This is a genomic window from Nonomuraea sp. NPDC001684, assembly GCF_053596515.1.
Genome location: NZ_JBSFGJ010000035.1, coordinates 1 through 26250, shown reverse-complemented (window position 1 = coordinate 26250; position 26250 = coordinate 1). Strand labels below are relative to the sequence as shown.

Annotated in this window: 21 protein-coding genes; 13 read left to right on the top strand and 8 right to left on the bottom strand. The window is 72.2% G+C overall.

Annotated features, from left to right (window positions below):
* Window positions 1–51 precede the first annotated feature (51 nt).
* Window positions 52–2163, bottom strand: a complete 2112-nt coding sequence (locus ACWCSD_RS10235) for a M6 family metalloprotease domain-containing protein (protein WP_449913977.1) — start codon at window positions 2161–2163, stop codon at window positions 52–54.
* 110 nt (window positions 2164–2273) lie between these two features.
* On the opposite strand from ACWCSD_RS10235, the gene ACWCSD_RS10230 reads away from it, so the two are divergent.
* Both ACWCSD_RS10230 and ACWCSD_RS10225 read left to right on the top strand, forming a co-directional pair.
* On the top strand, window positions 2274–3428 hold the full coding sequence (locus ACWCSD_RS10230) for a PucR family transcriptional regulator (protein WP_449913975.1): 1155 nt from the start codon (window positions 2274–2276) through the stop codon (window positions 3426–3428).
* A 189-nt stretch (window positions 3429–3617) separates the two neighbouring features.
* A complete protein-coding gene (locus ACWCSD_RS10225; protein ID WP_449913973.1) occupies window positions 3618–4682 on the top strand; it encodes an amidohydrolase family protein in 1065 nt (354 codons plus the stop codon).
* A 39-nt stretch (window positions 4683–4721) separates the two neighbouring features.
* Here ACWCSD_RS10225 and ACWCSD_RS10220 read toward each other — a convergent pair whose 3' ends face one another.
* The gene (locus ACWCSD_RS10220; RefSeq protein WP_358284501.1) at window positions 4722–5141 is read right to left on the bottom strand and encodes a MarR family winged helix-turn-helix transcriptional regulator; all 420 of its coding nucleotides are present in this window, start codon (window positions 5139–5141) and stop codon (window positions 4722–4724) included.
* Window positions 5142–5212: 71 nt separating this feature from the next.
* On the opposite strand from ACWCSD_RS10220, the gene ACWCSD_RS10215 reads away from it, so the two are divergent.
* The 4 genes from ACWCSD_RS10215 to ACWCSD_RS10200 all read left to right on the top strand — a co-directional run bounded on the left by ACWCSD_RS10215 (window position 5213) and on the right by ACWCSD_RS10200 (window position 10339).
* A complete protein-coding gene (locus ACWCSD_RS10215; protein WP_449913970.1) occupies window positions 5213–6946 on the top strand; it encodes an ABC transporter ATP-binding protein in 1734 nt (577 codons plus the stop codon).
* A 119-nt stretch (window positions 6947–7065) separates the two neighbouring features.
* The gene (locus ACWCSD_RS10210; protein ID WP_397163422.1) at window positions 7066–8346 is read left to right on the top strand and encodes an MFS transporter; all 1281 of its coding nucleotides are present in this window, start codon (window positions 7066–7068) and stop codon (window positions 8344–8346) included.
* Window positions 8347–8355: 9 nt separating this feature from the next.
* Window positions 8356–9930: a gamma-glutamyltransferase family protein gene (locus ACWCSD_RS10205; RefSeq protein ID WP_449913968.1), complete on the top strand. Its 1575-nt coding sequence runs from the start codon at window positions 8356–8358 to the stop codon at window positions 9928–9930.
* Between the two features lie 82 nt (window positions 9931–10012).
* Window positions 10013–10339 (top strand): DUF5709 domain-containing protein, encoded by a 327-nt coding sequence (locus tag ACWCSD_RS10200; RefSeq protein WP_352359025.1) that lies wholly within the window; start codon window positions 10013–10015, stop codon window positions 10337–10339.
* A gap of 52 nt (window positions 10340–10391) precedes the next feature.
* Here ACWCSD_RS10200 and ACWCSD_RS10195 read toward each other — a convergent pair whose 3' ends face one another.
* From ACWCSD_RS10195 to ppgK, 3 genes are all read right to left on the bottom strand, one after another.
* A complete protein-coding gene (locus tag ACWCSD_RS10195; protein ID WP_397163418.1) occupies window positions 10392–11054 on the bottom strand; it encodes an HAD family hydrolase in 663 nt (220 codons plus the stop codon).
* 34 nt (window positions 11055–11088) lie between these two features.
* On the bottom strand, window positions 11089–14961 hold the full coding sequence (hrpA, locus tag ACWCSD_RS10190; RefSeq protein ID WP_449913966.1) for an ATP-dependent RNA helicase HrpA: 3873 nt from the start codon (window positions 14959–14961) through the stop codon (window positions 11089–11091).
* A gap of 142 nt (window positions 14962–15103) precedes the next feature.
* The gene (gene ppgK / locus ACWCSD_RS10185; RefSeq protein ID WP_397163415.1) at window positions 15104–15835 is read right to left on the bottom strand and encodes a polyphosphate--glucose phosphotransferase; all 732 of its coding nucleotides are present in this window, start codon (window positions 15833–15835) and stop codon (window positions 15104–15106) included.
* Between the two features lie 119 nt (window positions 15836–15954).
* Between ppgK and ACWCSD_RS10180 the strand changes: the two genes are divergently transcribed.
* Both ACWCSD_RS10180 and ACWCSD_RS10175 read left to right on the top strand, forming a co-directional pair.
* Complete coding sequence (locus tag ACWCSD_RS10180; RefSeq protein ID WP_397163414.1) at window positions 15955–17082, top strand: TIGR03118 family protein; 1128 nt, start codon at window positions 15955–15957, stop codon at window positions 17080–17082.
* Window positions 17083–17322: 240 nt separating this feature from the next.
* Entirely contained in the window at window positions 17323–17682 is a 360-nt protein-coding gene (locus tag ACWCSD_RS10175; RefSeq protein ID WP_397163412.1) for a hypothetical protein, read from the top strand.
* Between the two features lie 55 nt (window positions 17683–17737).
* Here ACWCSD_RS10175 and ACWCSD_RS10170 read toward each other — a convergent pair whose 3' ends face one another.
* A complete protein-coding gene (locus ACWCSD_RS10170; RefSeq protein ID WP_449913992.1) occupies window positions 17738–18328 on the bottom strand; it encodes an HAD family hydrolase in 591 nt (196 codons plus the stop codon).
* 120 nt (window positions 18329–18448) lie between these two features.
* Here ACWCSD_RS10170 and ACWCSD_RS10165 point away from each other — a divergent pair, with 120 nt between their 5' ends.
* Genes ACWCSD_RS10165 through ACWCSD_RS10150 form a run of 4 tightly spaced genes read left to right on the top strand, consistent with a single transcriptional unit; the run spans window position 18449 to window position 22899 of the window.
* Window positions 18449–19267: a DUF4253 domain-containing protein gene (locus ACWCSD_RS10165; protein ID WP_397163410.1), complete on the top strand. Its 819-nt coding sequence runs from the start codon at window positions 18449–18451 to the stop codon at window positions 19265–19267.
* A 53-nt stretch (window positions 19268–19320) separates the two neighbouring features.
* Window positions 19321–20838: a hypothetical protein gene (locus ACWCSD_RS10160; protein ID WP_449913964.1), complete on the top strand. Its 1518-nt coding sequence runs from the start codon at window positions 19321–19323 to the stop codon at window positions 20836–20838.
* Window positions 20835–21254, top strand: coding sequence for a hypothetical protein (locus tag ACWCSD_RS10155; protein WP_358284475.1), 420 nt, complete (start codon window positions 20835–20837; stop codon window positions 21252–21254). Before ACWCSD_RS10160 ends, ACWCSD_RS10155 begins: the two co-directional genes overlap by 4 nt.
* A gap of 37 nt (window positions 21255–21291) precedes the next feature.
* Complete coding sequence (locus ACWCSD_RS10150) at window positions 21292–22899, top strand: MFS transporter (RefSeq protein ID WP_358284473.1); 1608 nt, start codon at window positions 21292–21294, stop codon at window positions 22897–22899.
* Between the two features lie 48 nt (window positions 22900–22947).
* On the opposite strand, the gene ACWCSD_RS10145 is transcribed toward ACWCSD_RS10150, so the two are convergent.
* Complete coding sequence (locus ACWCSD_RS10145; protein WP_449913961.1) at window positions 22948–23766, bottom strand: SAM-dependent methyltransferase; 819 nt, start codon at window positions 23764–23766, stop codon at window positions 22948–22950.
* Between the two features lie 188 nt (window positions 23767–23954).
* Window positions 23955–25211, bottom strand: a complete 1257-nt coding sequence (locus ACWCSD_RS10140) for a Scr1 family TA system antitoxin-like transcriptional regulator (RefSeq protein WP_387663807.1) — start codon at window positions 25209–25211, stop codon at window positions 23955–23957.
* A 222-nt stretch (window positions 25212–25433) separates the two neighbouring features.
* Here ACWCSD_RS10140 and ACWCSD_RS10135 point away from each other — a divergent pair, with 222 nt between their 5' ends.
* Window positions 25434–26165, top strand: a complete 732-nt coding sequence (locus ACWCSD_RS10135) for a hypothetical protein (RefSeq protein WP_397163406.1) — start codon at window positions 25434–25436, stop codon at window positions 26163–26165.
* Window positions 26166–26250: the final 85 nt, after the last annotated feature.

Genomic DNA, 26250 nt, shown 5'->3' with positions numbered 1-26250 from the left:
TGATTCAAGCCGATGGGGCACGGCGAGCGCCAGCCGTACCCCATCGTTCCGCTACAGGCCGATCACGTGGCAGGTGGCCGTGGCGGTCTTGGTCGGGTCGCTCTCCGAGACGGCGGTGAGCTTGACGCGGGCCAGACGGTCGCCGCCGGGCGCGCGCACCGCGTTGACCGTCACCGGCGCCTGCTTGCCGAAGGCGACGGAGGCCAGGGCGTTGGGCACCTGGGCGGTCCAGCCCTTGCCCTGCACCTCGGCCTTGACCCGGTAGACGTCGGAGTCGAGGTAGGCGCTGACGTCCTCGGGGTGCTGCCCCTGGGCGGGGGCCGCCTTGCCGGTGTTGAACACCGGGAACGTGCAGGTGGAGACGTTCTTGCCGGTGGGGACGCCGGCCGCGGGCAGCACCCGCACGCCGCGCTTCTGCGGGCCCGCGCCGTCCAGCGACCGGATGGCGACGGTGTAGGACAGCTCGCCGTTCCGGTTGCGCTTGAGGTCGGTGACGTAGAAGTGCAGGCGGTTGGCCTGGTCCACGTACTCGTATTCGCTGCCGGAGTCGGTCCCGGCGTGGAAGAGGGCGTCGGAGAGCTGGCGGTAGTCGCCGACGGTGATCGGCACCTTGGTCCCGTCGGGCATCACGTAGTCGGTCATGCCGATGTCCTGCGGGTTGGCGTCGATCACCCACTCGAACGGCGCCCGGTCCTCGTTCTTGGTCTTGGCCAGGAGCACGCCGGAGTCGGGGGTGAAGGAGTCGGAGCCCATCCGGTCCACGACCTCGACCGTGTAGTTCTGGTAGCCGCCGCGGTCGCACAGCGGGTCGGTCGCCGGGCAGGTGCTCTTGTCGCCGGGGGCGTCGAAGGAGATGTTGACGCCCGACAGGTCGTTCTGCCCCGGGCGCACGGCGCGGGCCAGGATCTTGGCAGTGACCAGGCCGGACTCGTCGAGCGCCTCGCGCGACAGGCGCAGGACGTTCTGCTCGTCCACCATGCCGAGCTTGAGCTTGTTGCGCAGCATGTGCTGGGCGCCCATGGACGCGCCCGCCGTGGGCGGGATCAGCCAGCGGGAGTGCGGCCCGCCGGGGCCGTTGAAGCTGCCGCGGCTGAGCATCTCCCAGACGCCGGTGTACGCCCGGACCGGCGGCACCCCGTACGGGTTGTTGTAGTTGTCCAGCACGCCGAGGATGTGGCTGAACTCGTGGGCGTAGACGGCCATGCCCGAGCTCTCGGCCTGGACGGAGTCGACGCCGATGTTGGCGTTGGGCCAGAAGTTGGAGGCCGCCTGCCAGGAGGACCACTCGACGTAGCGCGTCTTCAGCCAGTTGGGCAGGGCCGGGTCGGGCGGGCCCCACTCGTCGGGCACGTCCTCCTTGGTCGGGAACTTCATCATCCCGAACTCCTGCCAGGTGGACGACTCGTCCTGGCCGGCGCTGAGGTAGAAGACGAAGTCGTACTGCTTGGCGACGTCCTCGCCGACGGCGTTGATCCAGGCGTTGTGGCCGTCGGTGCGCAGGTTCTTGTTGCAGGTGTCGCCCGCCGGGCAGCCCGAGGTGCCGTTGAAGCCGGGCTCCAGCGCGTACTCGTGGTCCTTGCCCGGCATCGTGTACGGGCCGAACCCGGTCAGCTCGACGCCGTACCGGCCGCCGGAGTCCTCCATCCAGTACTCGTGGATGGTGTGACCCTTGTTGAGGTCGTTCGGGGTGTTGAGGAAGTCCTGATAGAACTTGGCCACCTGGTCGCGCGGGACGTCATGGGCCTCGGCGCTCGGGTTGGCGTAGATCGTCGAGCCCTTGGGCTGGGTGACGACGAACGCCTGGTTGGGGTAGTCGAGCAGCACCAGCGCGCCCTTGAAGGTGCGCTTGGAGCCCTTGACGGCCGGGTCGTTCCAGTTCGTGCCCGGAGGCTTCTTGTAGTCCGCCCACGTCATGTGGTCGGGGTTCTCCCAGTTCTGCGGGTCGAGAGGCGTGAGGCCGCCGGGAGGACGGGCGCGCAACGTCTGGGCGTCGGCCGATTCGTCCTGCTGCCAGGGCTGGGTCTGCGGCCAGTGGTTCTGCCGCCAGGGGTACTCGGGATCGACGGTGGGGGGTGCTGCGGAAGCAGGGGGCGCCATCAGGCTCACCGGGAACAGCACGATGGCCGCCAGCAAACCCTTCAGCAGCTTCTTCGGGGCATTCACGGATTGACGGTATAGACGTTATTGACGGAGATCACCGATCAGCTGTAGGGAAGACGTGTAGCAACCCTTCCGACATTTGTCGAAATGTCCAGCGTGACCTAGGTGGAGCAGTGGCGGATCTCCAGCGGATCGTGGACGACCTCGCCGTGCGCCTCGGGCGTCCCCTCCTGCTGGAGGACCGCGTGCAGCGCGTGATCGCCTACAGCGAGCAGAACGGCGCCATGGACGACATCCGCCGCGACTCCATCCTGCGCCGGCACACCACCCCCGAGGTGCGCGAGTGGCTGCGGGCGGCCGGCGTGCACGAGGCGCAGGCCCCGCTGCGCACGGCCGGCGCGCCGCACCTGGGCCTGCTGCCGCGCGTGTGCGTCCCGCTGCGGCACGCCGACGGCCTGCTCGGCTTCCTGTGGTTCATCGACGCCGAGCCGGCCATGTCCGAGGAGAAGGTGGCCGAGGCCGTGGCGGCCGTCCCCGGGCTGGCGCTGGCGCTGTTCCACGAGAGCCTGGCGACCGGGCTGGCCTCCCACCGGGAGCTGGAGGCGGTCACCGGGCTGCTGCGCGGCGAGCGGGACGCGGCCAGGCAGCTCATCGAGGCGGGCGCGTTCCCGCAGGGCCAGCCGGTGACCGTGCTGGTGGCCCGGCCCCGCTCGGCCGAGCCCGACGAGGGGCTGCGCCTGGCGCTCGAACAGGGGCTGCTGGCGCTGCGCCGGCGGCTGAGCGGCCACCACCCGCTGCACCTGGTGCGCTACGACCACGCCGTGCTGCTCACCGCCGGGCCGCCGGTCCCGCCCGACGAGCTGCACGCGGCCATGCCGGTGCCCGTGGTGGTGGGGGTCGGGCGCACCCGGCTCGAACTGGCGCAGGCGGCGGGGTCGTACGCGGAGGCCCGGCACGCGGCGGAGGTGACCGCGCGGGTGCCGGGGCTCGGACGGTCGGCCGAGTGGGCCCGGCTCGGCGTCTACCGGACGCTCACCCAGCTCGCGGACCAGGAGGTGCATCCCGGGCTCGACGGGCTGCTGGCCGACGAGCAGTACCTGCCGCTGCTGGAGACGCTGGAGACGTACCTGGACCTGGCGGGCAGCGCGGTGGCGACGTCCCGGGCGCTGCGGCTGCACCGCACCTCGCTGTACTACCGGCTGCAGCGGGTGGAGGAGCTGGCGCGTACGGACCTCAAGGACGGCGGCGAGCGGCTGGCCCTGCACCTCGGCCTGAAACTGGCCCGGCTGTCCGGCCGCTACCAGCCCCGGGACGCCCGCGGCGACTGATTGCCTTCGCCGCCGCCGCTCGCGTTTAATGCCAAAAGGGCAAATCCGACGGGAGCGCCGATGGCGGGTGCGAAGCGTGCTGCGCGGGTTCCAGGACGGGTTCCGGGCCCGGATTCGGGGCGGGCGTCGGGGTCGGTCCGGGGGGCGGCGTTGGGGCCGTTTCCGGGGAGGCGTGTGCCCTCGCGCGTCGTGGCCCATTCCGCTCCGCTGGTGCTGCCGGTCTGCGCCGAGCCCGTGCGCGACGGGACGGTGGTGATCAGGGGCGGGCGGGTGCTCCAGGTGGGCTCGCGGGACGAGCTGCTGTCCCGCTTCCGCGTCGCGGAGGAGGTCCGCTGGCCGGGCATGATCGTGGCCGGGCTGGTGGACGCCTGCTGCGCGCCGACGCCCCCGGGCCCCGGCGTCACCACGCGGGCCGCCGTGGTGTCCGACCCCGCCGATCTCGCCGGCGTTCCCGGCATCTCGTACGTCGAGGCGTCCAGCGCCGGCGAGCAGGAGTGGGAGGAGCACGACCGGGACGCGCTGATCACGGCGCTGCGTGAGGTGGACCGGCCGTGCCCGGTCGGCATCGCGGCCCGGACCCGCGACCCGCACGTGCTGGAGGACGTCGCCGTGCTGGCCAGGACGTTCGGCCTGCGGCTGCTGGCCGGGCTGGACCGGCACTCGCCCATGGCCCTGGACGAGGCCGGCGCGCTCGGCCCCCACTGCCACGTGGCCTGCGCCCGGCCGCTCGACCCCGGCGAGCGCAAGCTGCTGCGCCTGCGCCGGAGCGTGGTCGCGATCTGTCCGCCGGGGCAGGAGCACGCCGCCGACGTGCTGGCCCTGCTGGAGGAGGGCAACGGCGTCGCCCTGGGCAGCCACGCCCTGGGCCACCACGCTCCGGGCAGCCTCGACCCGGCCGGCGCCCGTCCCAGCGACCCGTCCGGTCCCGGCGACCTGCTCGGGCCCGGCGACCTGCTCGGGCCCGGCGACCTGCTCGGGCCCGGCGACCTGCTCGGGCTCGCGGCCGGTGTCCGGCGGCGGGCCCGGGAGCTCGGACTGCGGGTGCGGGGGCTGGACCGCCGCCTGGTCGAGGCCGCGACGCTGGGCGGTGCGCGGGCACTGGGACTGGACGCCGGGCCGGGCCGGATCGGCTCCCTCGGGCCGGGCAGCCGGGCCGACTTCGCCGTCTTCGACGCCCGGGGACGCTACCCGTACTCGGCCCTGATGGCCCGCCCACCCTGCCTGGCCACGGTCGTCGGCGGCGCGCTCACCTGAACCGGCCGCCCTTCCACGGCACGGTCGTCGGCGGCGCGGTCATCGGAACTGGCCGTCCACCGCGCCGAGCAGATCCCTGAGCTGGTCGCGCTGCTCCTGGGACAGCACCGCGAACAGGCCCTCGCCGGCCTCCCTGCGCGCGTCCCTGGCCCGTTCGGCCATGGCCCGGCCCGCGTCGGTGATCACGACGAGCGTCGAGCGGCGGTTGGCCGGATCGACCTCCCTGCGCACCAGCCCGGCCTCCTCCAGCGCGTCCACGACGGGCGTCAGCGAGCGCGGCACGATCCGCAGCTCGTCGGCCAGTTGCACCATCCGCAGCGGCCGGCCGGCCTCGCCGAGCGCGCGCAACGCCCGCGCCTGCCCCGGGTTGAGCCCGAGCGGCACCAGCCGATGCACGTAGCCGTGCCGCAGACGCCTGCTGACCAGGTGCAAGAGCTCCGCGAGCTCCTTCTCTCCCATACCGAGGATTTTAGCCGGAACAATTATGAGTTAACCTCTGTTTGAGTGGACATCCGAAAGGAGGCCCCATATTGGCCGACGAACCACGCGCGCCGCTGCGGCGCATCATCGGACTCTTCACCCCTTATCGCGGCCGGCTGATCCTGGTGGGCGCGTTCATCCTGCTGTCGTCCCTGGTCGGGCTGGCCTCGCCGTTCCTGCTGCGCGAGGTGCTGGACGTGGCGATCCCGTCCCGCGACGCGCTGCTGCTCACGCTGCTGGCCCTCGGCATGATCGCGGTCGCGGTCACCACGAGCGTGTTCGACGTGCTGCAGACGCTCATCTCCACCACCGTGGGCCAGCGGGTGATGCACGACCTGCGCATCTCGGTCTACTCCCACCTCCAGCGCATGTCGCTGGCGTTCTTCACCCGCACCAAGACAGGCGAGGTGCAGTCGCGCATCGCCAACGACATCGGCGGCATGCAGTCGGTGGTCACCTCGACCGCGACCTCGATCATCTCCAACCTCACCACCGTGATCGCCACGATCGTGGCCATGCTCGCCCTCGACTGGCGGCTGACGGTGATCTCGCTGCTGCTGCTGCCGGTGTTCGTGTGGATCAGCAGGAAGGTCGGCGCCGAGCGCAAGCGCATCACCAACGAACGGCAGCGCAAGCTCGCCGTGATCTCCTCGATGGTCCAGGAGTCGCTGTCGATCAGCGGCGTCCTGCTGGGCCGGACGATGGGCCGCTCCGCCGAGCTGACCGACCGGTTCGGCCGCGCCTCCGACGAGCTGGCCGAACTCGGCGTACGGACGAGCATGGCCGGACGCTGGCGGCAGTCGTCGATCCAGATCATCATGGCCGCGATGCCCGCCCTGATCTACTGGGCCGTGGGCTACACCGGCATCATCTCCGTCGGCACCCTGGTCGCCTTCACCACGCTGCAGTCGAGCCTGTTCCGGCCGACGGTGTCGCTGCTGCGGCTGGGCGTCGAGGTGCAGAGCTCGCTGGCGCTGTTCGGCCGCATCTTCGAGTACCTCGACCTGTCGGTGGACATCCACCCCGGCACCCGCACCCTCGACCGGGTACGCGGCGAGGTCCGCTTCGAGCGGGTCGACTTCGCCTACGAGGACGAGCGCACCCTGCACGCCGTCGACGTCACCGTCCCCGCGGGCACGACGCTGGCCGTCGTGGGCGAGACCGGCTCGGGCAAGACCACCCTCAGCTACCTGCTCCCCCGCCTGTACGACGTGACCGGCGGCCGGGTCACCATCGACGGCGTGGACGTGCGCGACCTGACGTTCGAGACGCTGAGCGAGGTCGTCGGGGTGGTCTCGCAGGAGACGTACCTGTTCCACGCCTCGATCGCGGACAACCTGCGCTTCGCCCGTCCGGCGGCCAGCGACGAGGAGCTGGAGGCGGCGGCGCGGGCCGCGCGCATCCACGACCACATCGCCTCGCTGCCCGACGGCTACGACACGATGGTGGGCGAGCGCGGCTACCGGTTCTCCGGCGGCGAGAAGCAGCGCCTGGCCATCGCCCGCACGCTGCTGCGCAACCCGCCGGTGCTGATCCTGGACGAGGCCACCAGCGCCCTCGACACCCAGACCGAGCGAGCCGTCCAGGAAGCCCTGGACACGCTGGCGCGGGGGCGTACGACGATCACGATCGCCCACCGCCTGTCGACCGTCCGCGACGCGGACCAGATCGTCGTGCTCGACCACGGCAAGGTCGTCGAGCGCGGCACCCACGACGAGCTGATGGCGCTCGGCGGCCACTACGCGGCCCTGGTGGACCGGGACCGCCCCCTCGAACTGGTCTAATTTTTCACGCTAAACTTGTTTTAGCCGTGTCTTACCTCACATTTCGGGCAAATCGGAATCGTCGCGATCGTGGCGCGCGTTGACTCCCGCGTTTCCCCGTACCGAGGCTAGGACCCGTCTTGCCACCGCGCTCCTCCACCTTCCGCGCCCTGCGCCACCACAACTACCGGCTCTGGGCGGGAGCCGACATCGTCTCCGTCACCGGCACCTGGATGCAGGTTTTGGGGGTGAACTGGCTCATCCTCACCATGACGGGGTCGGCCACCAGCGTGGGGCTGAGCCTGGTGATGCAGGCGCTGCCGACGCTGCTGCTGGGCATGTGGGGCGGCGCGCTGGCCGACCGGCTGCCGACCCGGCCCGTCGTCGTCGCCGCGCAGCTCGCGCAGGCCGCGCTGGCCGCCGTCCTGGCGCTGATCGCCTTCTCCGGCGCCGACTCCGTCGTGCCGATCTATGCGGTGGCGCTGGCGGGCGGCGTGGTCTCCGCGCTCGGCGGGCCCGCGCTCGGACGGTTCGGGGCCGAGGTGGTGCCACCGGCCGACCTGCCCAACGCCATGGCGCTCGGCTCGATCCTGAACTCCTCAGGACGCATCCTCGGCATGAGCCTGGCCGGCGTGCTGCTGCCGTTGACCGGCAACGGCGGGCTCTTCCTGCTCAACGCGGCCACCTTCTTCGTCGTGATCGCGGCCGTCGCGCTCATGCGGCGCGCGGAGTTCCACCGGCTCGCCGGCTCCGAGCGGCAGCCCGGCGCGGTCGCGGCCGGCCTGCGGTACGTGCTGCGCACCCCCTGGCTGCTGGTGGTGCTGGCGCTCTCGCTCGTGCTGGGCAGCCTCGGCCGCAACTACCAGGTCACCATGGCCGCCATGAGCGCGGGCCCGCTGGCGGCCGGCGCCGCCGGGTACGGCCTGCTGTCCAGCGTGTTCGCCGCCGGCACGGTCGTGGGCGGCTTCCTGGCCGCCGCCCGCCCGCACCTGACGATCCGGCTGCTGCTGATCACCGCGTTCCTGACCGGGGTCGCGCAGGCGCTGAGCGGCCTGATGCCCGCTCTGGGGACGTTCGCCGCGATGATGCTGCCGATCGCGGCGGGCGCGGTGATCATCGACACCACGGTCTCGGCGCGGGCGCAGCTCGACAGCCCCGACGAGATGCGCGGGCGGGTCATCGCCGCGCTGGGCATGGTGAGCGCGGGCGCGGGCGCGATCGGCGGGCCGCTGCTCGGCTGGCTGAGCGACGCGTTCGGGCCGCGCCTGTCGCTGGGCATCGGCGGCGTGTCGTGCGTGGCCGCGACGCTGCTCGCGGCGCTCGCGCTGGCCCGCCTGTCCGGCCGGACCGTCCGGCAGGCGGCCTTCCGTCCGCTCCTGGAGAACCGCCTGGAGAACCGGCTGGCCCCGGAACGGGCTTAGTCTCTTCACGTGCACAACACCAGATACGCCCCGAACGGCATGGTCTGCAGCGTCGACCACCTGGCCTCGGCCGCCGGGGTGGGCGCGCTGGACCGCGGCGGTTCGGCGGCCGACGCGGCGATCGCGGCCAACGCCGTGCTCGCCGTGGTCGCGCCGCACATGTGCGGGCTCGGCGGAGACCTGTTCGCGCTCGTCCACGACGGCACGGCCACCGGCACGGTCGCCGGCACAGTCACCGCGCTCAACGCCTCCGGCCGCGCCGGGTCCGGCGCCGACCCCGCCCGGCTGCGCGCCGAGGGGCACACCCGCATGCCGCACCTGCACGACGTCCGGTCCGTGCCGGTGCCCGGCTGCGTCGACGGGTGGCTCGCCCTGCACGCCAGGCACGGCCGGCTGCCCATGGCCGAGCTGCTGCGGCCCGCGATCGGGCTGGCCCGCGACGGCTTCCCCGCCTCCCCGCTGCTGGTCCCCGGCGCCCGTACGGCGGCCGCGCGGCCGGGCGGCGGCGACTTCGCCCCCGTCCGCCAGGCCGGCGACCGCGTCACCCGCCCCGGCGTGGCCCGCGCGCTCCAGGCGGTGGCCGACGGCGGCCGCGACGGCTTCTACCTCGGCGAGTTCGGACAGGGCCTGATCGAGCTCGGCGCGGGCGAGTACACCGCCGCCGACCTGGCCGCCCCCGGCGCCGACTGGGTCGAGCCGCTGCGGGTGCGCGCCTTCGGCCACGACGTCTGGTCGATGCCGCCCAACTCCCAGGGTTACCTGCTGCTGATGTCCCTGGCCGTCCTCGACGGGCTCGACCTGCCCGGCTCGCCCCGCCATCCGGCCTGGGCCCACCTGCTGGCCGAGGCCGCCAGGGCCGCCGGGCACGACCGGCTCGACCTGCTGCACGAAGACGCCAAAGACCTGCTCGACCCCGGCGAGATCGCCCGCCGCCGGGCCATGGTCGACCCGGTCAGGCGCAGCCGCCTGCGGGCCCCGTCCGCCGACGGTGACACGACGTACCTGTGCGCGGTCGACGGCGACGGCATGGGGGTGTCGCTGATCCAGTCGAACGCGTCCGGGTTCGGCGGCATGCTCTTCGAGCCGCGTACCGGGATCAACCTCCACAACCGTGGCATCGGTTTCTCGCTGCGTCCCGGCCACCCGGCCGAGTACGGCCCCGGCCGCCGTCCGCCGCACACCCTGGCCCCCGCGCTGATCACCCGTCCCGGCGGCGGGCTGCGCACGGTCGTGGGCACGATGGGCGGCGACGCCCAGCCGCAGATCCTGGCCCAGGTCATCACCCGCCTGCTGCATCACGGCGAGGAGCCCGGCCAGGCGCTCGCCGCGCCGCGCTGGCGGCTGGGCAGCGGCAACGGCAACGGCAACGGCTTCGACACCTGGGACGCCCCCGACGACGCCGTGCTCGACCTGGAGGAGGGCACGACCTGGGCCGACGGCCTGACCGCGCTCGGCCACCCGGTGCGCACGCTGCCGTACGGCGGCTCCTTCGGCCACGCCCACCTCATCGACGTGCGCCCCGACGGCATGCTGGCCGGCGCCGCCGACCCCCGCTCCCTGGTCGGCGCCGCGATCGGCCACTAGATGGACAAGGATGAGCTACCGGAGGCCCTAAGCCGGGCCAAGTCGTAGGATTCCGGTCCGTACGGTGGGTAGAGGGCGCAGTATGAGCGAACTACCTCCGGACCGATTCGGCATGGCCGACGAGCAGGACATCGAGGTCAGGGAGTGGACCGACGACCTCGGCCTGCACCACGAGGTCAAAGAGGACGACCCCCAGCACGAGGCCACGCTCGACGAACGGCTGCGCCAGGAATTGCCCGACCGCCCGCGCCGCGCCCCGCGCGAGGAGCACCGCCTGACCGAGCCCGACGAGGGCGCCCACCCCGACACCGAGGACGAGGCCATCGGCGTGGACTGGGACGCGGACCGGGAGGACCTGTCGGCCGAGGAGCGCGCCCTGCGCATCGACCCCGACGAGGACCTCACCTGACCCGCACAACCCTCGCACGGCTCACCTGGGCCCCGGAAGCCCCTCGCGGGCCTCACGTGAGGCGGCGCAGGGCGGGCAGCAGCGCGTGCAGGTCGTCGACGATCATGTCGGCGGCCTTCGCCTGCGGGCGCTCGGCGTGCAGGAAGCCCCACGGGCCGCGGCGCAGCAACGCCGTGCGCATGCCCGCACGGGCGGCGGGCAGCACGTCGTTGTCGAGCCGGTCGCCGACGTAGAGGATCTCGCCGGGCTCACGACCGGCCACCGAGGCCACCTTGGCGAAGAACTCGGGGGCGGGCTTGGACAACCCCCAGCCCTCGGAGGTGTGCACCGAATCGACCGGCAGGTCCATCGCCACCAGGGCGTCGAAGGCCCGGCGGGGCTGGTTGCCGGCGATGATCACCTGGAACCCGGCCGCGCGCAGCGCCGCCAGGGCCTCCCGGACATCGGGATAGAGGTCGTCGGCGTCGAAGTGGTTGCGCAGCCCGGCCGGGTCGTCGCGCTCCCAGGCGGCGATCTCCGCCTGCACGTCGAGACCGGGCCGGACGAGCTCGAACGCCTCACGGTGGGAACGGTCGAGCGCCGCCATGCCGCCGAGCGCGCCCATGAGCACGAACCTGCTGACCCCCAGCCGGTCGGCCCAGCGCGACCAGATGCGCGTCTCGTCGATCAGCGTCTCGCCGACGTCGAGCACGACGGCCTTGACGGCCTTGACCATCACTCCCCCTGTACGTCCGTGTGCGGCCCCGGGTTCAGGGCCGCAGCTTCTCCATCGCCTTGGCGATGCGTTTCTCCGACACCGGCGTGGGGGTGCCGAGGGTCTGGGCGAAGAAGCTGACCCGCAGCTCCTCGATCATCCAGCGGATCTCCGTCACGTCGGGGTCGCCCCGGCGGGCCGGGTGGAGGCTCGCCAGCAGGTCGTGGTAGTCGTCCTCGATCTTGTGCACGCGGTCCATCCACTCCTCGTCCCGCCAGGGCTCCTCCGGGAGCTTGGTGAGACGCCGCTCGATGGCCCGCAGGTAACGCAGGACGTCGGGCAGGCGGCGGGTGCCGGTGGCGGTGACGAAGCCCTTGAAGACGAGCTTGCCGAGCTGCTCGCGCACGTCGTCGGTCGAGGCGCTCGCGCGCAGGCCGTCGAGGCGGGTGCCCACGGCGTGCCAGACGCTCAGGATCTGCTCGACCTTGGCCAGCACGTCGGCCGCCGTGTCGTGCAGCTCGGCCCGGACGTGCTGGTGGAGGCGGTCGAAGCCGGCCGGGTCCCAGGCCGGGCCGCCGAGGTCGAGCATGAGCTTGTCGACGGCCGCGTTGACGACGTCGTCGAACAGCGCCACGGCGCCGCCGTGGGGGCTGCGCGACAGCGCCAGCTTGGCCTGGTTGGACAGGCCGCCGAGCAGCGACCTGGCCGGGTTGGTGACGTTGAGCAGGAGCAGCCGGCGGGTGCCGGGCCAGTGGGCGCGGCGCTGCTCGGCGGCCGTCTCGAAGATCTTGACGGAGACCGACTCGCCCGCGTCGACGAGCGCCGGGTAACCCTTCATCCGGCCCTGTTCGAACACCTTGGGCAGGGTGCCGAAGCTCCAGGTGCGCAGGCCGGTGCGCTCCAGGTCGTCGCCGGCCTCCGACAGGGTCTTGCGCAGGCGCGGCGCGAGCCGGCGCTTGAGCGCGTCGAGGTCTTTGTCCTCGGCCACCGTGCGCTTGCGCTCGTCGATCACCCGGTAGGTGATGCGCAGGTGGTCGGGCACCTGGTCGAGCTGCCAGGCCTCGCGCGGCACCCGGACGCCGGTGAGCCGCAGCAGCTCGCGCTCCACGGCCTCCAGCAGCGGCTCGCCGCCCTGCCTGACCCCGGTCAGCACCTGCCTGGCGTAGTTGGGGGCGGGCACGAAGTTGCGGCGCAGGTGTTTGGGCAGCGACCGGATCAGCGCGGTGATCAGGTCTTCGCGCAGGCCCGGGATCTGCCAGTCGAAGCCGTCGGAGTTGACCTGGTTGAGCACCTGCAACGGCACGTGGACGGTGACGCCGTCGGCGTTGGCGCCCGGCTCGAACTGGTAGGTCAGCTTCATCCGCTGACCGAGCTGCCTCCAGGTGTCGGGATAGTCGCGGGCGCTGATGTCGGCGCCCTCGTTGACCAGCATCTCCGGCGAGAACGTGAGCAACTCGGGCTGCTCGCGCCCGGCCTTCTTCCACCAGGAGTCGAAGTGCCTGGCCGAGACGACGTCGGCCGGGACGCGCTGGTCGTAGAAGTCGTACAGGACCTCCTCGTCGACCATGATGTCGCGGCGGCGGGCCCGGTTCTCCAGCTCCTCGACCTCTTCGAGCAGCCGGCGGTTGTCCTTGAGGAAGCGGTGGTGGGTGTCCCAGTCGCCCTCGACCAGGGCGTGCCGGATGAACAGCTCGCGCGACAGGTCGGGGTCGATGCGGCCGTAGTTGACCTTGCGGCCGACCACGAGCGGCACGCCGTACAGGGTGACCTTCTCCAGGGCGATCACCGCGCCCTGGTTCTTCTCCCAGTGGGGCTCGGAGTAGGTGCGCTTGACCAGGTGCTGGGCGAGCGGCTCGACCCAGTCGGGCTCGATCTTGGCGTTGACCCGGGCCCACAGCCGCGAGGTCTCGACCAGCTCGGCCGACATCACCCACTGCGGCTGCTTCTTGGCCAGGGCCGAGCCGGGGAAGATCGCGAAGCGGGCGTTGCGCGCGCCGATGTACTCCTGCATCGGCCGCCGCCCGTCGGCGGCGCGCTGCTTGTCCATGACGTCCTTGACGCCGATGTGCGACAGCAGCCCGACCAGCAGCGACACGTGCACCTGGTAGGGGTCGGCGGGCACGCTGCCGGGCTGGGCGCCGAGCGCCTGGCGGACCTGGCTGTAGATGTCCTGCCACTCGCGGACCCGCAGGTAGTTGAGGAACTCGGCCTTGCACAGCCGCCGGAACGCGCTGGAGGACAGCTCCTTCTGCTTGTCGCGCAGGTAGTTCCACAGGTTGAGGTAGGTCAGGAAGTCGGACTCGGGGTCGGCGAAGCGCCGGTGCTTCTCGTCGGCCTGCTGCTGCTTGTCGGACGGCCGCTCGCGCGGGTCCTGGATGGACAGGGCGGAGGCGATCACCATGACCTCGCGCAGGCAGCCGTTCTTCTCGGCCTCCAGCACCATGCGGCCGAGGCGCGGGTCGACCGGCAGGCTCGCCAGCTTGCGGCCGATTCCGGTGAGCTTGCCCTGGGCGTCGAACGCGCCCAGCTCGTGGAGCAGGTTGACGCCGTCCTTGACCTGCCGGCGGTCGGGCGGCTCGACGAACGGGAACGCCTCGATGTCGCCCAGCCCGATCGAGGTCATCTGCAGGATGACCGAGGCCAGGTTGGTGCGCAGGATCTCGGGGTCGGTGAACTCCGGCCGGGAGAGGAAGTCCTCCTCCTCGTAGAGCCGGATGCAGATGCCGTCGGAGGTGCGGCCCGAGCGGCCCTTGCGCTGGTTGGCGCTGGCCTGCGAGATGGGCTCGATGGGCAGGCGCTGGACCTTGGTGCGGTGGCTGTAGCGGGAGATGCGGGCGAAACCCGGATCGACCACGTATTTGATGCCGGGCACGGTCAGCGAGGTCTCGGCCACGTTGGTGGCCAGCACGATCCGGCGGCCGGTGTGGCGCTGGAAGACGCGGTGCTGCTCGGCGGCGCTCAGCCGGGCGTAGAGCGGCAGGATCTCGGTGTTGCGGAAGTCGGCCTTGGACAGGGCGTCGGCGGCGTCGCGGATCTCCCGCTCGCCGGACAGGAAGACCAGGATGTCGCCCGGCCCCTCGGTGACCAGCTCGCGGCAGGCGTCGACGATGCCGCCGGTCTGGTCGTCGTCCTCCGCCAGCGGGCGGTAGCGGACCTCGACCGGGTAGGTGCGGCCGGAGACCTCGATGATCGGCGCGTCGCCGAAGTGGCGGGAGAAGCGCTCGGGGTCGATGGTGGCGCTGGTGATGACGACCTTGAGGTCGGGGCGCTGCGGGAGGAGCTGTTTGAGGTAGCCGAGGATGAAGTCGATGTTGAGGCTGCGCTCGTGGGCCTCGTCGATGATCAGGGTGTCGTACTGGTCGAGCATGCGGTCGTTCTGCAGCTCGGCCAGCAGGATGCCGTCGGTCATCAGCTTGACCAGCGTGCGGTCGCTCGCCTGGTCGGTGAAGCGCACCTTGTAGCCGACGACCTCGCCGAGCTCGGTGCCGAGCTCCTCGGCGACGCGCTCGGCGACGGTGCGGGCGGCGATGCGGCGCGGCTGGGTGTGGCCGATCAGCCCGCGCACGCCGCGCCCGAGCTCAAGGCAGATCTTGGGGATCTGGGTGGTCTTGCCGGAGCCCGTCTCGCCCGCGATGATCACGACCTGGTGGTCGCGGATGGCGGCCAGGATGTCGTCCTTGCGCTGGGAGACCGGCAGGTTCTCCGGGTAGCGGACCTGCGGCACGGCCTCGCGGCGGCGCGCCAGCCGCTGCTCGGCGCGCTCGACGTCGGCGAGGATCTCGGTGACGATCTTGTCCCGGGCGTCGCGGGAGCGGACCCGGCGCATGCCGTCGAGCCTGCGCCGCAGCCGCCGCTGGTCGCGCGGCATGAGCTCGGGCAGGCGGGACTGGAGGTCGGCGAGCGGAGAGGACAACGAAGGCGTTCCCATACTGCTTTCAGGATATTTGAGCCCCGTGGCCCCGGAGCCAACGGCCCATGGTGCCCGACGAGACCCGCCCCCCGCATCCCAATATCGCGCCGGGGTCGCGGCCGCGCTCCCCGGCCGCGCCGGGACGGCGGCCGCGGCCCCCCTACCGCGCCGGCCGGATGGTGGCGGCGTGGCGGGCGGCGCCGATGATGCCGGCCTCGTTCTGCAGGGCGGCGGGCACCACGGGGGTGTCGATGGTGACGTGCGGCAGGAACTTGTCGGCCTTCTTGCTCACGCCCCCGCCGATCACGATCAGCCCCGGCGAGAACAGCATCTCCACGTGCCTGAGGTACTCCTCGACCCGCTCGGCCCACTTCTCCCAGCTCAGGTCGTGCTCCTCGCGGGCCCGCGCCGACGCGCGATCCTCGGCGTCCTTGCCGCGCAGCTCCAGGTGGCCGAGTTCGGTGTTGCAGACGAGTGTGCCGTCGGCGAACAGGGCGCTGCCGATGCCGGTGCCGAAGGTCAGGATCAGCACCGTGCCCTTCTGGTCGCGGCCCCTGCCGAAGGTCATCTCGGCGATGCCGGCGGCGTCGGCGTCGTTGAGCACCGTCGCCCCGCCGAAGAGCGCGGCGGCGTCGACGCCGATCCACGAGTGGTGGACGTTGGCCGCCGTCTGCACGACCCCGTCGACGACGACGCCGGGGAAGGTGACGCCGACCGGGCCGTCCCAGTCGAAATGCTTGACTATCTCGGCCACCACCTCGGCCACCCCCTCGGGCTTGGCCGGCTGGGGCGTGGCGATGCGCAACCGCTCCTGGACGAGCTCTCCGGCCTCGGTGTCGACCGGGGCGCCCTTGATTCCCGAACCGCCGATGTCGATGCCCAACACGTTCATGACTCTCCTTCTCCCCCGCCCTGGACGGGAAAACTCGCCCGCCGGTATTTCCGGCCCCGCTGAACCCGCTCCGCGTCCGCCGCGTATCTCGCGTCACAAGCGCTCACTAGGAGGCACGGATGCGGCTCCGCATCATCACGCTCTGCGCTGTCGCCGTCGTGGCGGGGACGACCCTCACCGCCCCCGCGCAGGCGACCACCAGGACCCGTTTCGACGTCATCAACCTTGTGTCGGACGTCAAGGGCAAGGCCCCGGTCACCGACCCCAAGGTCGTCAACCCGTGGGGCCTGGCCATGGGCAAGACCTTGTGGGTCTCCAACGCCGGCACCGGCACCGCCACCGTCTACTCCGGCACGGGCCGTAAGGAGAAGACGGAGGTGTGGATCCCGGGCGGCTCCCCGACCGGCCAGGTGTTCAACCCGGGTGACGGCTTCACCGTGAAGGGGCGACCGGCCACGTTCATCTTCTGCAGCCCGAGCGGCGCGATCACCGGCTGGAACGCCGAGGCCGACCCGGCCAACGCCGTGATCGCCGCGTTCACCCGCGGCGCCGACTACAAGGGCCTGGAGCTCGTACGGACCAACGAGGGCGAGTTCCTGCTGGCCGCCGACTTCGCCCACGGCCGGGTGCACGCCTTCGACGAGAACTTCCGGCGCATCCGCCTGGCCGGCTGGCAGTTCCAGGACTCGCGGGTGCCGCGCGGCTACAACGCCTACAACGTGGCCGTGGTCAACGGCAGCGTCTGGGTGGCGTACGCGCTGCGCGACCGTACCACCGGCAAGCCCGTCTTCGGCGCCGGCAAGGGCTTCGTGAGCCGCTTCAACGCCGACGGCCGTCTGACCGGGCGCATCTCCAGGGTCGGGCTCGACGCCCCCTGGGCCATGACCGCCGCGCCGCGCGGCTGGGGCCAGTACGCGGGCGCCCTGCTGGTCGGCAACTTCGGCGACGGCACCGTGCACGCCTACAAGGGCGACCGCCACCTGGGCGCGATCACCACGTCCGGCGGCCGGCCCGTCAAGCTCCCCGGCCTGTGGGACCTCGAACCGGGCACCGCGGCCACCGGCGGCGTGAACACGCTGTGGTTCTCGGCCGGCATCGAGGGCGCCAAGCACGGCCTGATCGGCGTGATCGCCCCCGCCGGCACGAAGCCGACCTCCACGGCCGCCGCCCCCGCGAGCACGCCGGCGCCCACCCGCTCCGCCGCCCCCAAGACGAAGTCGCCCTACGGCGGCAGTGGCGGCTACTGAGCGCAGCCACGACCGGGGCCACGGAACGTTTCCGGCGCGGCCGGCGCGGGCCGCGCCGGAAACCCGGATTCCCGGAAAACCTGCGAACCACATATGGACACGGAATGCGACGGAGCAGATACTCAACGTGTCAACACCCTCATCCCTGCTCTCACGTCGCCCCCTTAAGCACCGCATGAGCCGGCGTGTCGTGTGCTGCCCGGAAACCGTGCCTGTCAGGGAACAGGACAAGGAGAGACCATGTCCGTCAAGAAGTCTCTGTTCCTTTCCGTCATCGCCCTCGCCACCGCGGCCTGCGTGACGGCCACCGTCGTGGCCCTCCAGGCGTCCAGTCCCGTGTCGGCGGCCACGCGCGCCGCGCTGCCGCCCGGCTACCAGCTCGTCACCCTGCCCAACGCCAACGTCCCCAACTTCCAGCGCCGCACCGTCTACTGCCCGGGCTCCAAGCACGTGCTCGGCGGCGGCGGCGAGGCCCGCGGCAACGGCGCGATCCTGGTGGGGTCGTTCCCCACCGATGACGCCCGCGGCTGGATCGCCCTCGGCCGCCAGATCGGTTACAACGACGTCGGCATCAGCGTGTTCGCCATCTGCGCCGACTGACCCGCCCGCCGGCCCCGCCCGCTCTCCCGCGGGCGGGGCCGGCGCACGTCCGGCCTCAGAGCCCGTCGAGGACGGCCGCCAGGTCGGCGACGGTGCGGTAGTGGACGCCCGTCATGCCGAGCGCCCTGGCGGCCTCTACGTTCGGCAGCCGGTCGTCGACGAACAGGCAGCGCGCGGGGTCGGCCCCGGCGCGTTCGGCGGCGATCTCGTAGATGCGCGGGTCGGGTTTGATCACGCCGACCCTGGCGCTGCTGACCAGGTCGTCGGCGAAGTACGTGAGCCCCAGCCGGTCGAGATGCTCCTCCACGGTGTCCATGGCGTTGGTCACGATGACCACCGGCACGTGCTGCTGCGCCTTGGCCAGCAGCTCCCTGACCTCCTCGTCCACCCGGAACGGCACCGCCCCGAACTCGGCCACCGCCCGGCGGGCCCGCTCGTCGCCGCCGAGGGCGACCGCCACCGCCTCCAGCCATTCGCGCTCGCTGATCCGGCCCAGGATGGCCGGCTCGATCAGCTCGGGGGCGAAGGCCGTGGCCATGAGCGGCAGGGCGTACCGGGCCTCGATCTCGGCCTGGACGGTGTGGTCGAAGAGGCGGAGCACGCCATCAAGATCGGTGAGAACCGCATCAAAGGGGATCACAGCCATCATTGTGCCGTGAAGTACCGCATCCGCTGGTCCGAGAAGGTTTCGCGTGCCACCAAAGCCCCGGGGCGACCGGCGGCACTACCATCTCCGAGACGGTATTCGGTATCGGAACGGTAGGGCATGGACGATCACCAGCTGCCACCTGAGCTGTGCCAGCTGTTCGCCGACGGCGGCAGGGGGCGCAGACTGCCCCCGGGCCTGCCCGCGGGCGACGTGGTCTGGCCCGACCCCGCCTACACCCGGCAGGTCGTGGCGGCCCGGCCGGCGTTCTGGATGAGCGACGAGCACGCCGCCGGCGAGGACTGGTCGTTCATGCGGGTCTGGCACGCGCACAGCGGCCTGTGGCCGGTGCTGCTCGACGAGTCGGCCCAGCCGTGGGCGATCGGGCAGATCGTGCCCGACGACCCGATGCTGATCGGCCACTTCACCGCCGAGGGGTTCATGACCGAGGTCTGGCAGGAGTGGGTCTCGCAGATGCCGCGCGACGCGCTGGCGGAGTTAGAGCCGTACGGGGCGCTCTGCCCGGGGCTGGCGCCGCCGGGAGTGCCCCGCGCCGACCCCGGCGACGTGGCCGACTGGCTGGCCCGCGAGCTCGCCCCCAAGGGCATGCCGCTCGGGCTGGTCGCGGCCGGCCGGGGGGCCGACGCGCTGGCGGTCATGGGCTGGCAGGGCGCGCTGCACCACAACGAGTGGATGGTGCCGATGGCGGCCGTGGTGCGCAGCTGGGAGGACCGGTTCGGGGCCCGCGTGGTGAGCGTCGGGTTCAACACCCTCGACCTCAGCGTGGCCGCGCCGCCGGCCGACCCCGAGCACGCCCTCCACGTCGCCGCCGAGCACTGGGCGTTCTGCCCCGACAACGTCGTGCAGGGACCGGGCGACCTCCAGGGGTACGCCGACCAGATCATCGGGCAACACGCCTGGTCGTTCTGGTGGGACTGAATCCCCGGCTTTTACGCTACTTTTAACCGCGACAGGGAGGGCTCGGTCACAGCATGTCACGGGGAGATCTCACTCCGGAGCTACTGCATTCCTCGTCCTGGACGGACCGGCTGGTGCAGTCGGCCGGCATCCCCGTCCACGACGTGCCGCTGGTGTCGGTGGGCGGCGGGCTCGGCTCGTTCACGCTGGTCGACGTGCTGCGCATCAGAGGGGTGCCGATCCCGGCCATGCGGGTGCTCTCCACCAGCGACACCCCCTGGCAGACGTGGGAGTACCTGACCCGCGTCTCGCAGCTGCCCGCGCACGAGCGCATCCGGTCCGACGCGGGGGCGCGTCCCGACAACATCTGGGGCTTCCCCTCCTACGCGGTGCAGGAGGCCTGGCAGGACGGCTCGCTCAAGCCGATCCTCCAGGTGCTCGCCGAGCCGCTGTTCACCGACTTCTACAGCCCGCGCGCGGGGCTGGTCACGCAGAGCGTGCGGCGTGAGGCCGACCGCATCGGCTACTGGCACATGCTGGCCAAGGGCCAGGTGCGCATGGTCAGGAAGCGGCTGGGCGGCGGGTACTTCACCGTGCTGACGCCGCCGCCGGGCACCTCGCCGACCAAGCGGGTGGTGCTGCGCTCCCAGTACGTGCACCTGGCCGTCGGCTACCCGGGGCTGAAGTTCCTCGACGACCTCCAGGAGTTCCGGCAGGCGCAGGGCGAGCGTTACCGGGTGGTCAACGCCTACGAGCCGCACGAGCACGTCTACGACCAGCTGCGCAAGCGGCCCGGGGTGGTGGTCGTGCGCGGCGCCGGGATCGTGGCCTCCCGGGTGCTCCAGCGCCTGATGGACGACCGCGAGCGGTACGGCCTGCACACCCAGATCGTCCACCTGTTCCGCACGTACGTGGCCGGTCCGCACGGCCCGAGCGTGTTCATGCGGCGCAAGGGCGGCGACGGCTGGGCCTACCAGGCGTTCACGATGCCCAAGTCGGCCTTCGGCGGCCAGCTCAAGGCCCGGTTCAGGAAGGCCACGCCCGAGCAGCGCGCCCTGATCTCCAAGGCGCTGGCCGGCACCACCACCCCGAAGCTGGCCCGCTGGCAGGAGCAGATGCGCAGGGGCCGGCAGGGCAACTGGTACCACCCCACGCAGGCCGTCGTCGACCGCATCGAACGGGCCCCCGACGGCCGCCTGGTCACCCACACCCGCAGCGTCAACGCCGCCGCCATGCAGTACGTGTCCGACTTCATCATCGACTGCACCGGCCTGGAGGCCGACATGCCGGAGCACCGCGTCCTCGACGACCTGCTGCGGCACGGCGGCGCCCGGCCCAACAAGGCCGGCCGGCTGAGCGTGGGCCAGAACTTCGAGGTGCTCGGCGCCGAGAGCGAGGGCGGCGTCCTGTACGCCTCCGGCGCCGCCACGGCCGGCAACCACTTCCTGGCCGTGGACAGCTTCCTCGGCATGCAGACCGCCGCGCTCGACATCGCCGCCGACCTGACCAGGCGCGGGTTCTGCAAGGGGCTCGGGCCGGTGCGGTCCACGGCCCAGTGGCTGCGGTGGGCGGGAAACAGGAGGCTCGCTTGATCCCGACGCTGGCCGGGCGGCTGCAGACCCGGCTGTTCACGCTGGCCACCGTGGGGGCGGCGCTGACCGCGCTGATCACCCTGGTGCTGCCGATGTCCTTCCGGGACGCCTTCCTCGTGCTGCTGGCCGTCGCCGTCGTGGGCGCCGGGTGGGAGCTGCTGTACCACCTGCTCATGCAGTTCCGCTGGGACAAGGACTGGCCGACGCTGTTCGGGCTGGTCACGGCCGTGCCCGAGGGGCTGCTGATGTGGGTGCTGGTGGACGGCGGGCTCGTCCCCGGCGTCGCCGGCCCGGTCAGGGCGTGGGCGTTCGCGGTGATGTTCGCCTTCGTCTGGCTCGGCCAGTGGTTGTTCGTGAACGGGCCGATGCGGGTGTTGTTCGTCGAATGGCGGCTGCGCGGCGGCCGCCTGCTCTGATCTCGGATCTGCTCACGGTTCTGCTTACGGAGGGGCAATGGGGGGCGTCGAGCTGGCTCGACCGCTGTACTTCTGGCTCGGTTTCCTGGCCACGGTGGCCGGGGTCGTGCTGCATCTGCCGATGTACCTGCACGGCGCCGACATGCACTACCGCCTGGCGGGCATGCCGATGGACCTGCCGATGACCATCGGCATGGCGCTGATCGTGGCGGGGCTGGCGGTCACCGCGTACGGGCTGATCCCGCCCGGCGCGCTGACGGCCAGACCGGCCGCCGAGGTACGCGTCCGCGCGCTGGACGACGCGCGCATGCGGCCGGCGCACATCGGGCTGATCGTGGTCATGTCGGTCGCGGTGATCATCGACGCCATGAAGCCGATCACGCTCGGTTTCGTCGCGCCCGGCATGGCCAAGGAGTACGGCCTGAAGTCCGCGCTCAACCCGGCCGGCGAGCTGCCCGTGGCGCTGCTGCCGCTGGCCGGGCTCACCGGGACGGTGCTCGGCTCGCTGCTGTGGGGCTGGATGGGCGACAAGATCGGGCGCAAGCCGTCGATCCTGTTCGCCGGGGTGCTGTTCATCGGCACCGCGATCTGCGGCGTCATGCCGGACTTCGAGTGGAACCTGGCCATGTGCGTGGCCATGGGGCTGGGCGCGGGCGGCATGTTGCCGATCACGTTCTCACTGCTGGCCGAGACGATCCCGCCGCGGCACAAGGGCTGGGTGATGGTGCTCATCGGCGGCAACCTGGCGGTCGCCTACCTGGCGGCCAGCTGGTTGTCGGCGTCGCTGGCGCCGACGTTCTCCTGGCGGGTGCTGTGGCTGGTCGGGCTGCCGACCGGCGTGTTCCTCATCCTGCTCAACCGGTTCATCCCCGAGTCGCCGCGCTTCCTGCTCGCGCACGGCCGCGACGCCGAGGCCCGCGCGGTCCTGGCCAGGTACGGCGCGGCCGCCACCACCGAGGAGGCCACCGCCGGCGTCGAGCGGGTGGAGGACGAGCACGCGGGCGGCTACTCGCGGCTGTTCCGCCGTCCGTTCACCGGGCTGACGGTGGCCGTCGTGGTGCTCGGGCTGAGCATCGGCCTGGTCACCTACGGCTTCCAGCTGTGGATCCCGTCCAACCTGCAGAAGCTGGGCCTGGACCAGCAGACGGCCGACCGGGCGCTGCGCGACTCGACGCTGCTGGGCCTGCCGCTGATCTTCGTCTCGGCCGCCATGTACGGCCTGTGGAGCGCGAAGAAGACGATCGTCACGCTGTCGGCGCTGGTCGGCGTGGCGCTGGCGGTGCTGGCCTTCTCCGGCGAGACGCTGGCGCACGACCGTACCTGGCTGTACCTGCTGCTGGCCGGGCCGATCGTGGGGACGGCGACGATCGCCGCGGTGCTGGCCGCCTACAGCTCGGAGATCTACCCGACCCGGGTGCGCTCGCGCGGCTCCGGGCTGTCGGCGGGGATGGGCAAGGCCGGCGGCGTGGCCGTGACCGCCGTGCTCGTGGCCGGGGCGGCGGCGCCGTCGATCGGCACGACCGCGCTGCTCGGGGCGGTCCCGCTCATCCTGGCGGTGGTGGCGGTGCTGGCGTTCGGGGTCGAGCCGGCGAAGGGCGCGGCCGGCGACCCGGCCACGCCCGCCGCCGCCTCGACAGGGGCCTGAGGGCGCCCCGGCGTTCACCGGGGCCTGACGCCCAGGGCATCCGGGCGTTCACGGGACGCGCGCCACGGCGCCGTACGTGCCCGACGAGCTCGGCCGGCCGGAGCAGGCGGCGCCGTGGTCGTCGGGCCGCCACTCCGGGACCCACACCAGCCCAGGATCGACCAGCACCAGCCCGTCGAGCAGCGCCGCCACCTCCTGCCTGCCGCGGATCGCGTGGCCGGGCAGCGTCATCGCCAGCAGGTCCCGGACCGCCGGCAGCAGCTCGCCCGGCACGCCGTCGAAGGTCGTCTGCAGCAGCGACAGGTAGCTGCCGTCGGACGCCGCCAGGCGGACCCGCTCGATCACGTAGTGGACGTACTCGTCGTCGGCCAGGCTGTGGGTGGACAGCAGCAGCGCGGCCACGGGACGGTCCCAGTCGAGGAAGGCGCGCACCACCCGGTCGCCGAGGATCGCGTCGATCTCGCGCACGTCGCCCTCGACCACGCGGACCAGATCGGTGCCCGGCTCGATGGTGGCCCGCGCGCCGGCCAGCACCATCGGGTCGTTCTCCACGTAGACCACCCGGGCGGGCACGCCTCCGGAGCCGCCGTGGCAGCCCGCGGCCACGTCGTGCAACCGGCCGCCCGGAGGCAGGCCGCTGGGCACGCCGCTGCCCACGACGACGAACTGGTCCACGCCTTCGGCCGCCAGATGCCGGACCACGCGCACCAGGAACTGCAGCACGGCCCGCGCGGCGGTGGTCGTCACGGACGCGGCCTGGTCATATCGGCGTACCAGATCGCGGTCGGCCGAGAAGTTGTTCTTCCCGCCCGCGGCCGCGTCGAGCACCCGGGTGGTCATGGCTCGGGTCATCTCCAGCTTCGCCAAGTTACGGATGGCACGCTGACGCATTGAGTGTTGCCCCTTTCCCCTCGCCCACTATCTCGGGAAAAGCCGGTCCTTTCGGACCCCACTCGATGACCCAGACCTTATGATCCTCGTTGCGCGCCGGAAGACAACAGGAAAAGCATGAATTCTGCGGAAATATGCCTTACCTGAATGGCGGCGGCCGGAGATCATTTCGCTGTCGAGCGCGACAGGCGTTCGCGGTGGGACTCCAGCACCTCGTACGTCTCCTCGCGGGTGGTGGTCGTCACCGACAGCTTCGTGAACGCCTGGTGGTAGGTCTCGACCGCGGCGGCGTCGGTGATCAGCTCGTCGGCCTCGACGCCGTGGGCGCAGGCGACGTCGGGCTCGAACGCCTCGGCGAAGCGCCACAGCGTGAACGGGCCGGTGCGGGGCACGTACGCCGGGTCGTCGATCGGCACGACGTGCAGCGAGACGTTGGGCCGCTTGGCGTGGTCGAGCAGCAGGTCGAGCTGGCGGAGCTGGGCGTGCGGGCCGACGATCGAGCGCAGCAGCACGGCCTCGTCGATCACCGCCCACAACACCGTGTCACCGGCCCCGGCCAGCGCCTCCTGGCGGGCCATGACCAGCGCCAGGGCCTCCTCCACCGACGACTGCCCGAGCGTGGCCGGCCCGGCCACGGTGATCGCGGCCCGCGCGTAGTCCTCGGTCTGCAACATCGGCGGGACGAACTGGGGATGGTACGTGCGGATCACCGTGGCCCGCTGCTCCAGCGCGTAGGCCGTGGCCAGCCAGACGGGCACCGACTGGGCGTCGTACCAGGCGGCCTCGCGCTCGCCCCTGGCCAGCGAGAGCACGTACTCGCGGACGGGCGGGGCGGTGACGCCGTAGAGGCCGAGCAGGCGCTCGACCGTGATCGGCGTGGGCGCGAGACGGCCCTCCTCGATCGCGGGGATCGCGGCGGCGCCCTTGCCGAGCGAGCCCTCGACCTGCTCGACCGAGAGCCGCACGCCCATGCGCAGGCCGTGCAGCCGCTTGCCGAGCGCGCGGCGCTGTGAGTCGTTGAGCGGCGTGGCGGCCTCGGGGATCTCGGCCGCCGGCTCCGGCTCGCCCGGCAGCCCCTCGGCCCGGCGCGCCAGCTCCACCACGCCGCGCAGGACGGCCAGCGACCCCTCCGACAACCCGGAGGCCGACAGGCCGATCGCGGCCGCCCGCAGCTGCAGGTCCTCGACCGCGCCGGACTCGTAGTGCTCGTCGCCCACCAGCCAGCCCACGCTCACCTGGAGGCAGGCGGCCAGCGCCCGCAGCACCTGGAGGGTGGGGTTGGTCTGCTTGCCGGTGCGCAGCTGGCTGACGTAGGCGCGCGTGATGGGTATGCCCGCCTCGGTGAGGGCGGAGGCGACCTGGGCGCCCGTGAAGCCGCGCTTGGTCAGCGCGAGATCGAGCCGTTCGGCGAAGTTCGCCACGGCGCACCTCCTACCGCCCGTGAACTTTTCCCAGCCTAAGGTACGAGACCCCCACTGTCCCCTGCCACGCGGGCCAGCTCTGCCCGGCGGGTAGGTATCAACTTATTCGCAAAGTGTGAGTTGACATAGCCCCTCTTTCCAGCACAGTATCGGAGCGCGTGGTAACTGTGGCTTAACAGCCCGGACGATTCGCGAGAGTCTCCGGCAAGGAGGTGGCCGGACGTGACCATGGACTCCCTCGACGGCTCACGCTTCCTGGAGGATCCGGTCTCCCGGGGGCAGCAGCAGGTCGTCCGGCGCATCTGCGCGCGGGTCGCCGGCCCGCTGACGAGCCGCGACGTCCAGGTCGCCGAGCTGCCGCTGGGCGGGGTCGAGATCTGGCTGGACAGCCCCCGTCACCGCTGGCGTCTGCACCACCGCATGGCCCGCGAGCTGCGGCTGGCCGGCTGGCACACCGAGCCGGGACCCGACCGGCTGCTGCTGCTCGGCTGGAGCGCGGTCTGCCTGGGCCACCGCGCCAGGATGCTGGGCGCGGCCCTTTCCGGGCGGCTGGCCCACTTCGACCGCACGTCGTTCGCGGCCGTCATGATCGCCACCCGGCTGCGGCACGAAGGGCTGTCCGCCGCCGAGCTGCCCGCCGCGGTGGTCGAGCGCTGCCGCGACGCGCTGCGCTGGCCCGCCCGGCTGGCCGACCTCGACGGGCTCGAACGCCGGTCGTCGCTGGAACCCATCAGGCTCAGGCTGGCCCAGGTGGCCGGGCTGGAGTCGACGGTGAGCCGGCGCTGCGCCGAGCACCTCGCGCTGGCCGCCAGGGTCGCGCGCACGGTGGCCGGCACCGCGCCGCCCGCCCGCTCGCGCGCCTCGGGCCCGCGCGCGGGGCTGACCGAGCGCATGGTCTGCGTCAGCGTGCCCAACAGGGCCGCCGCCGCGCTCGACCCGGAGACGGCGCGATGACGCCGCTCCCCCTCCCCCGCCGGGCCTCGCCGCCGGCACGGCCGCGCGCGGCGCGGGCGGTGCGGGCGGGCCGGTGGGCGGCGAG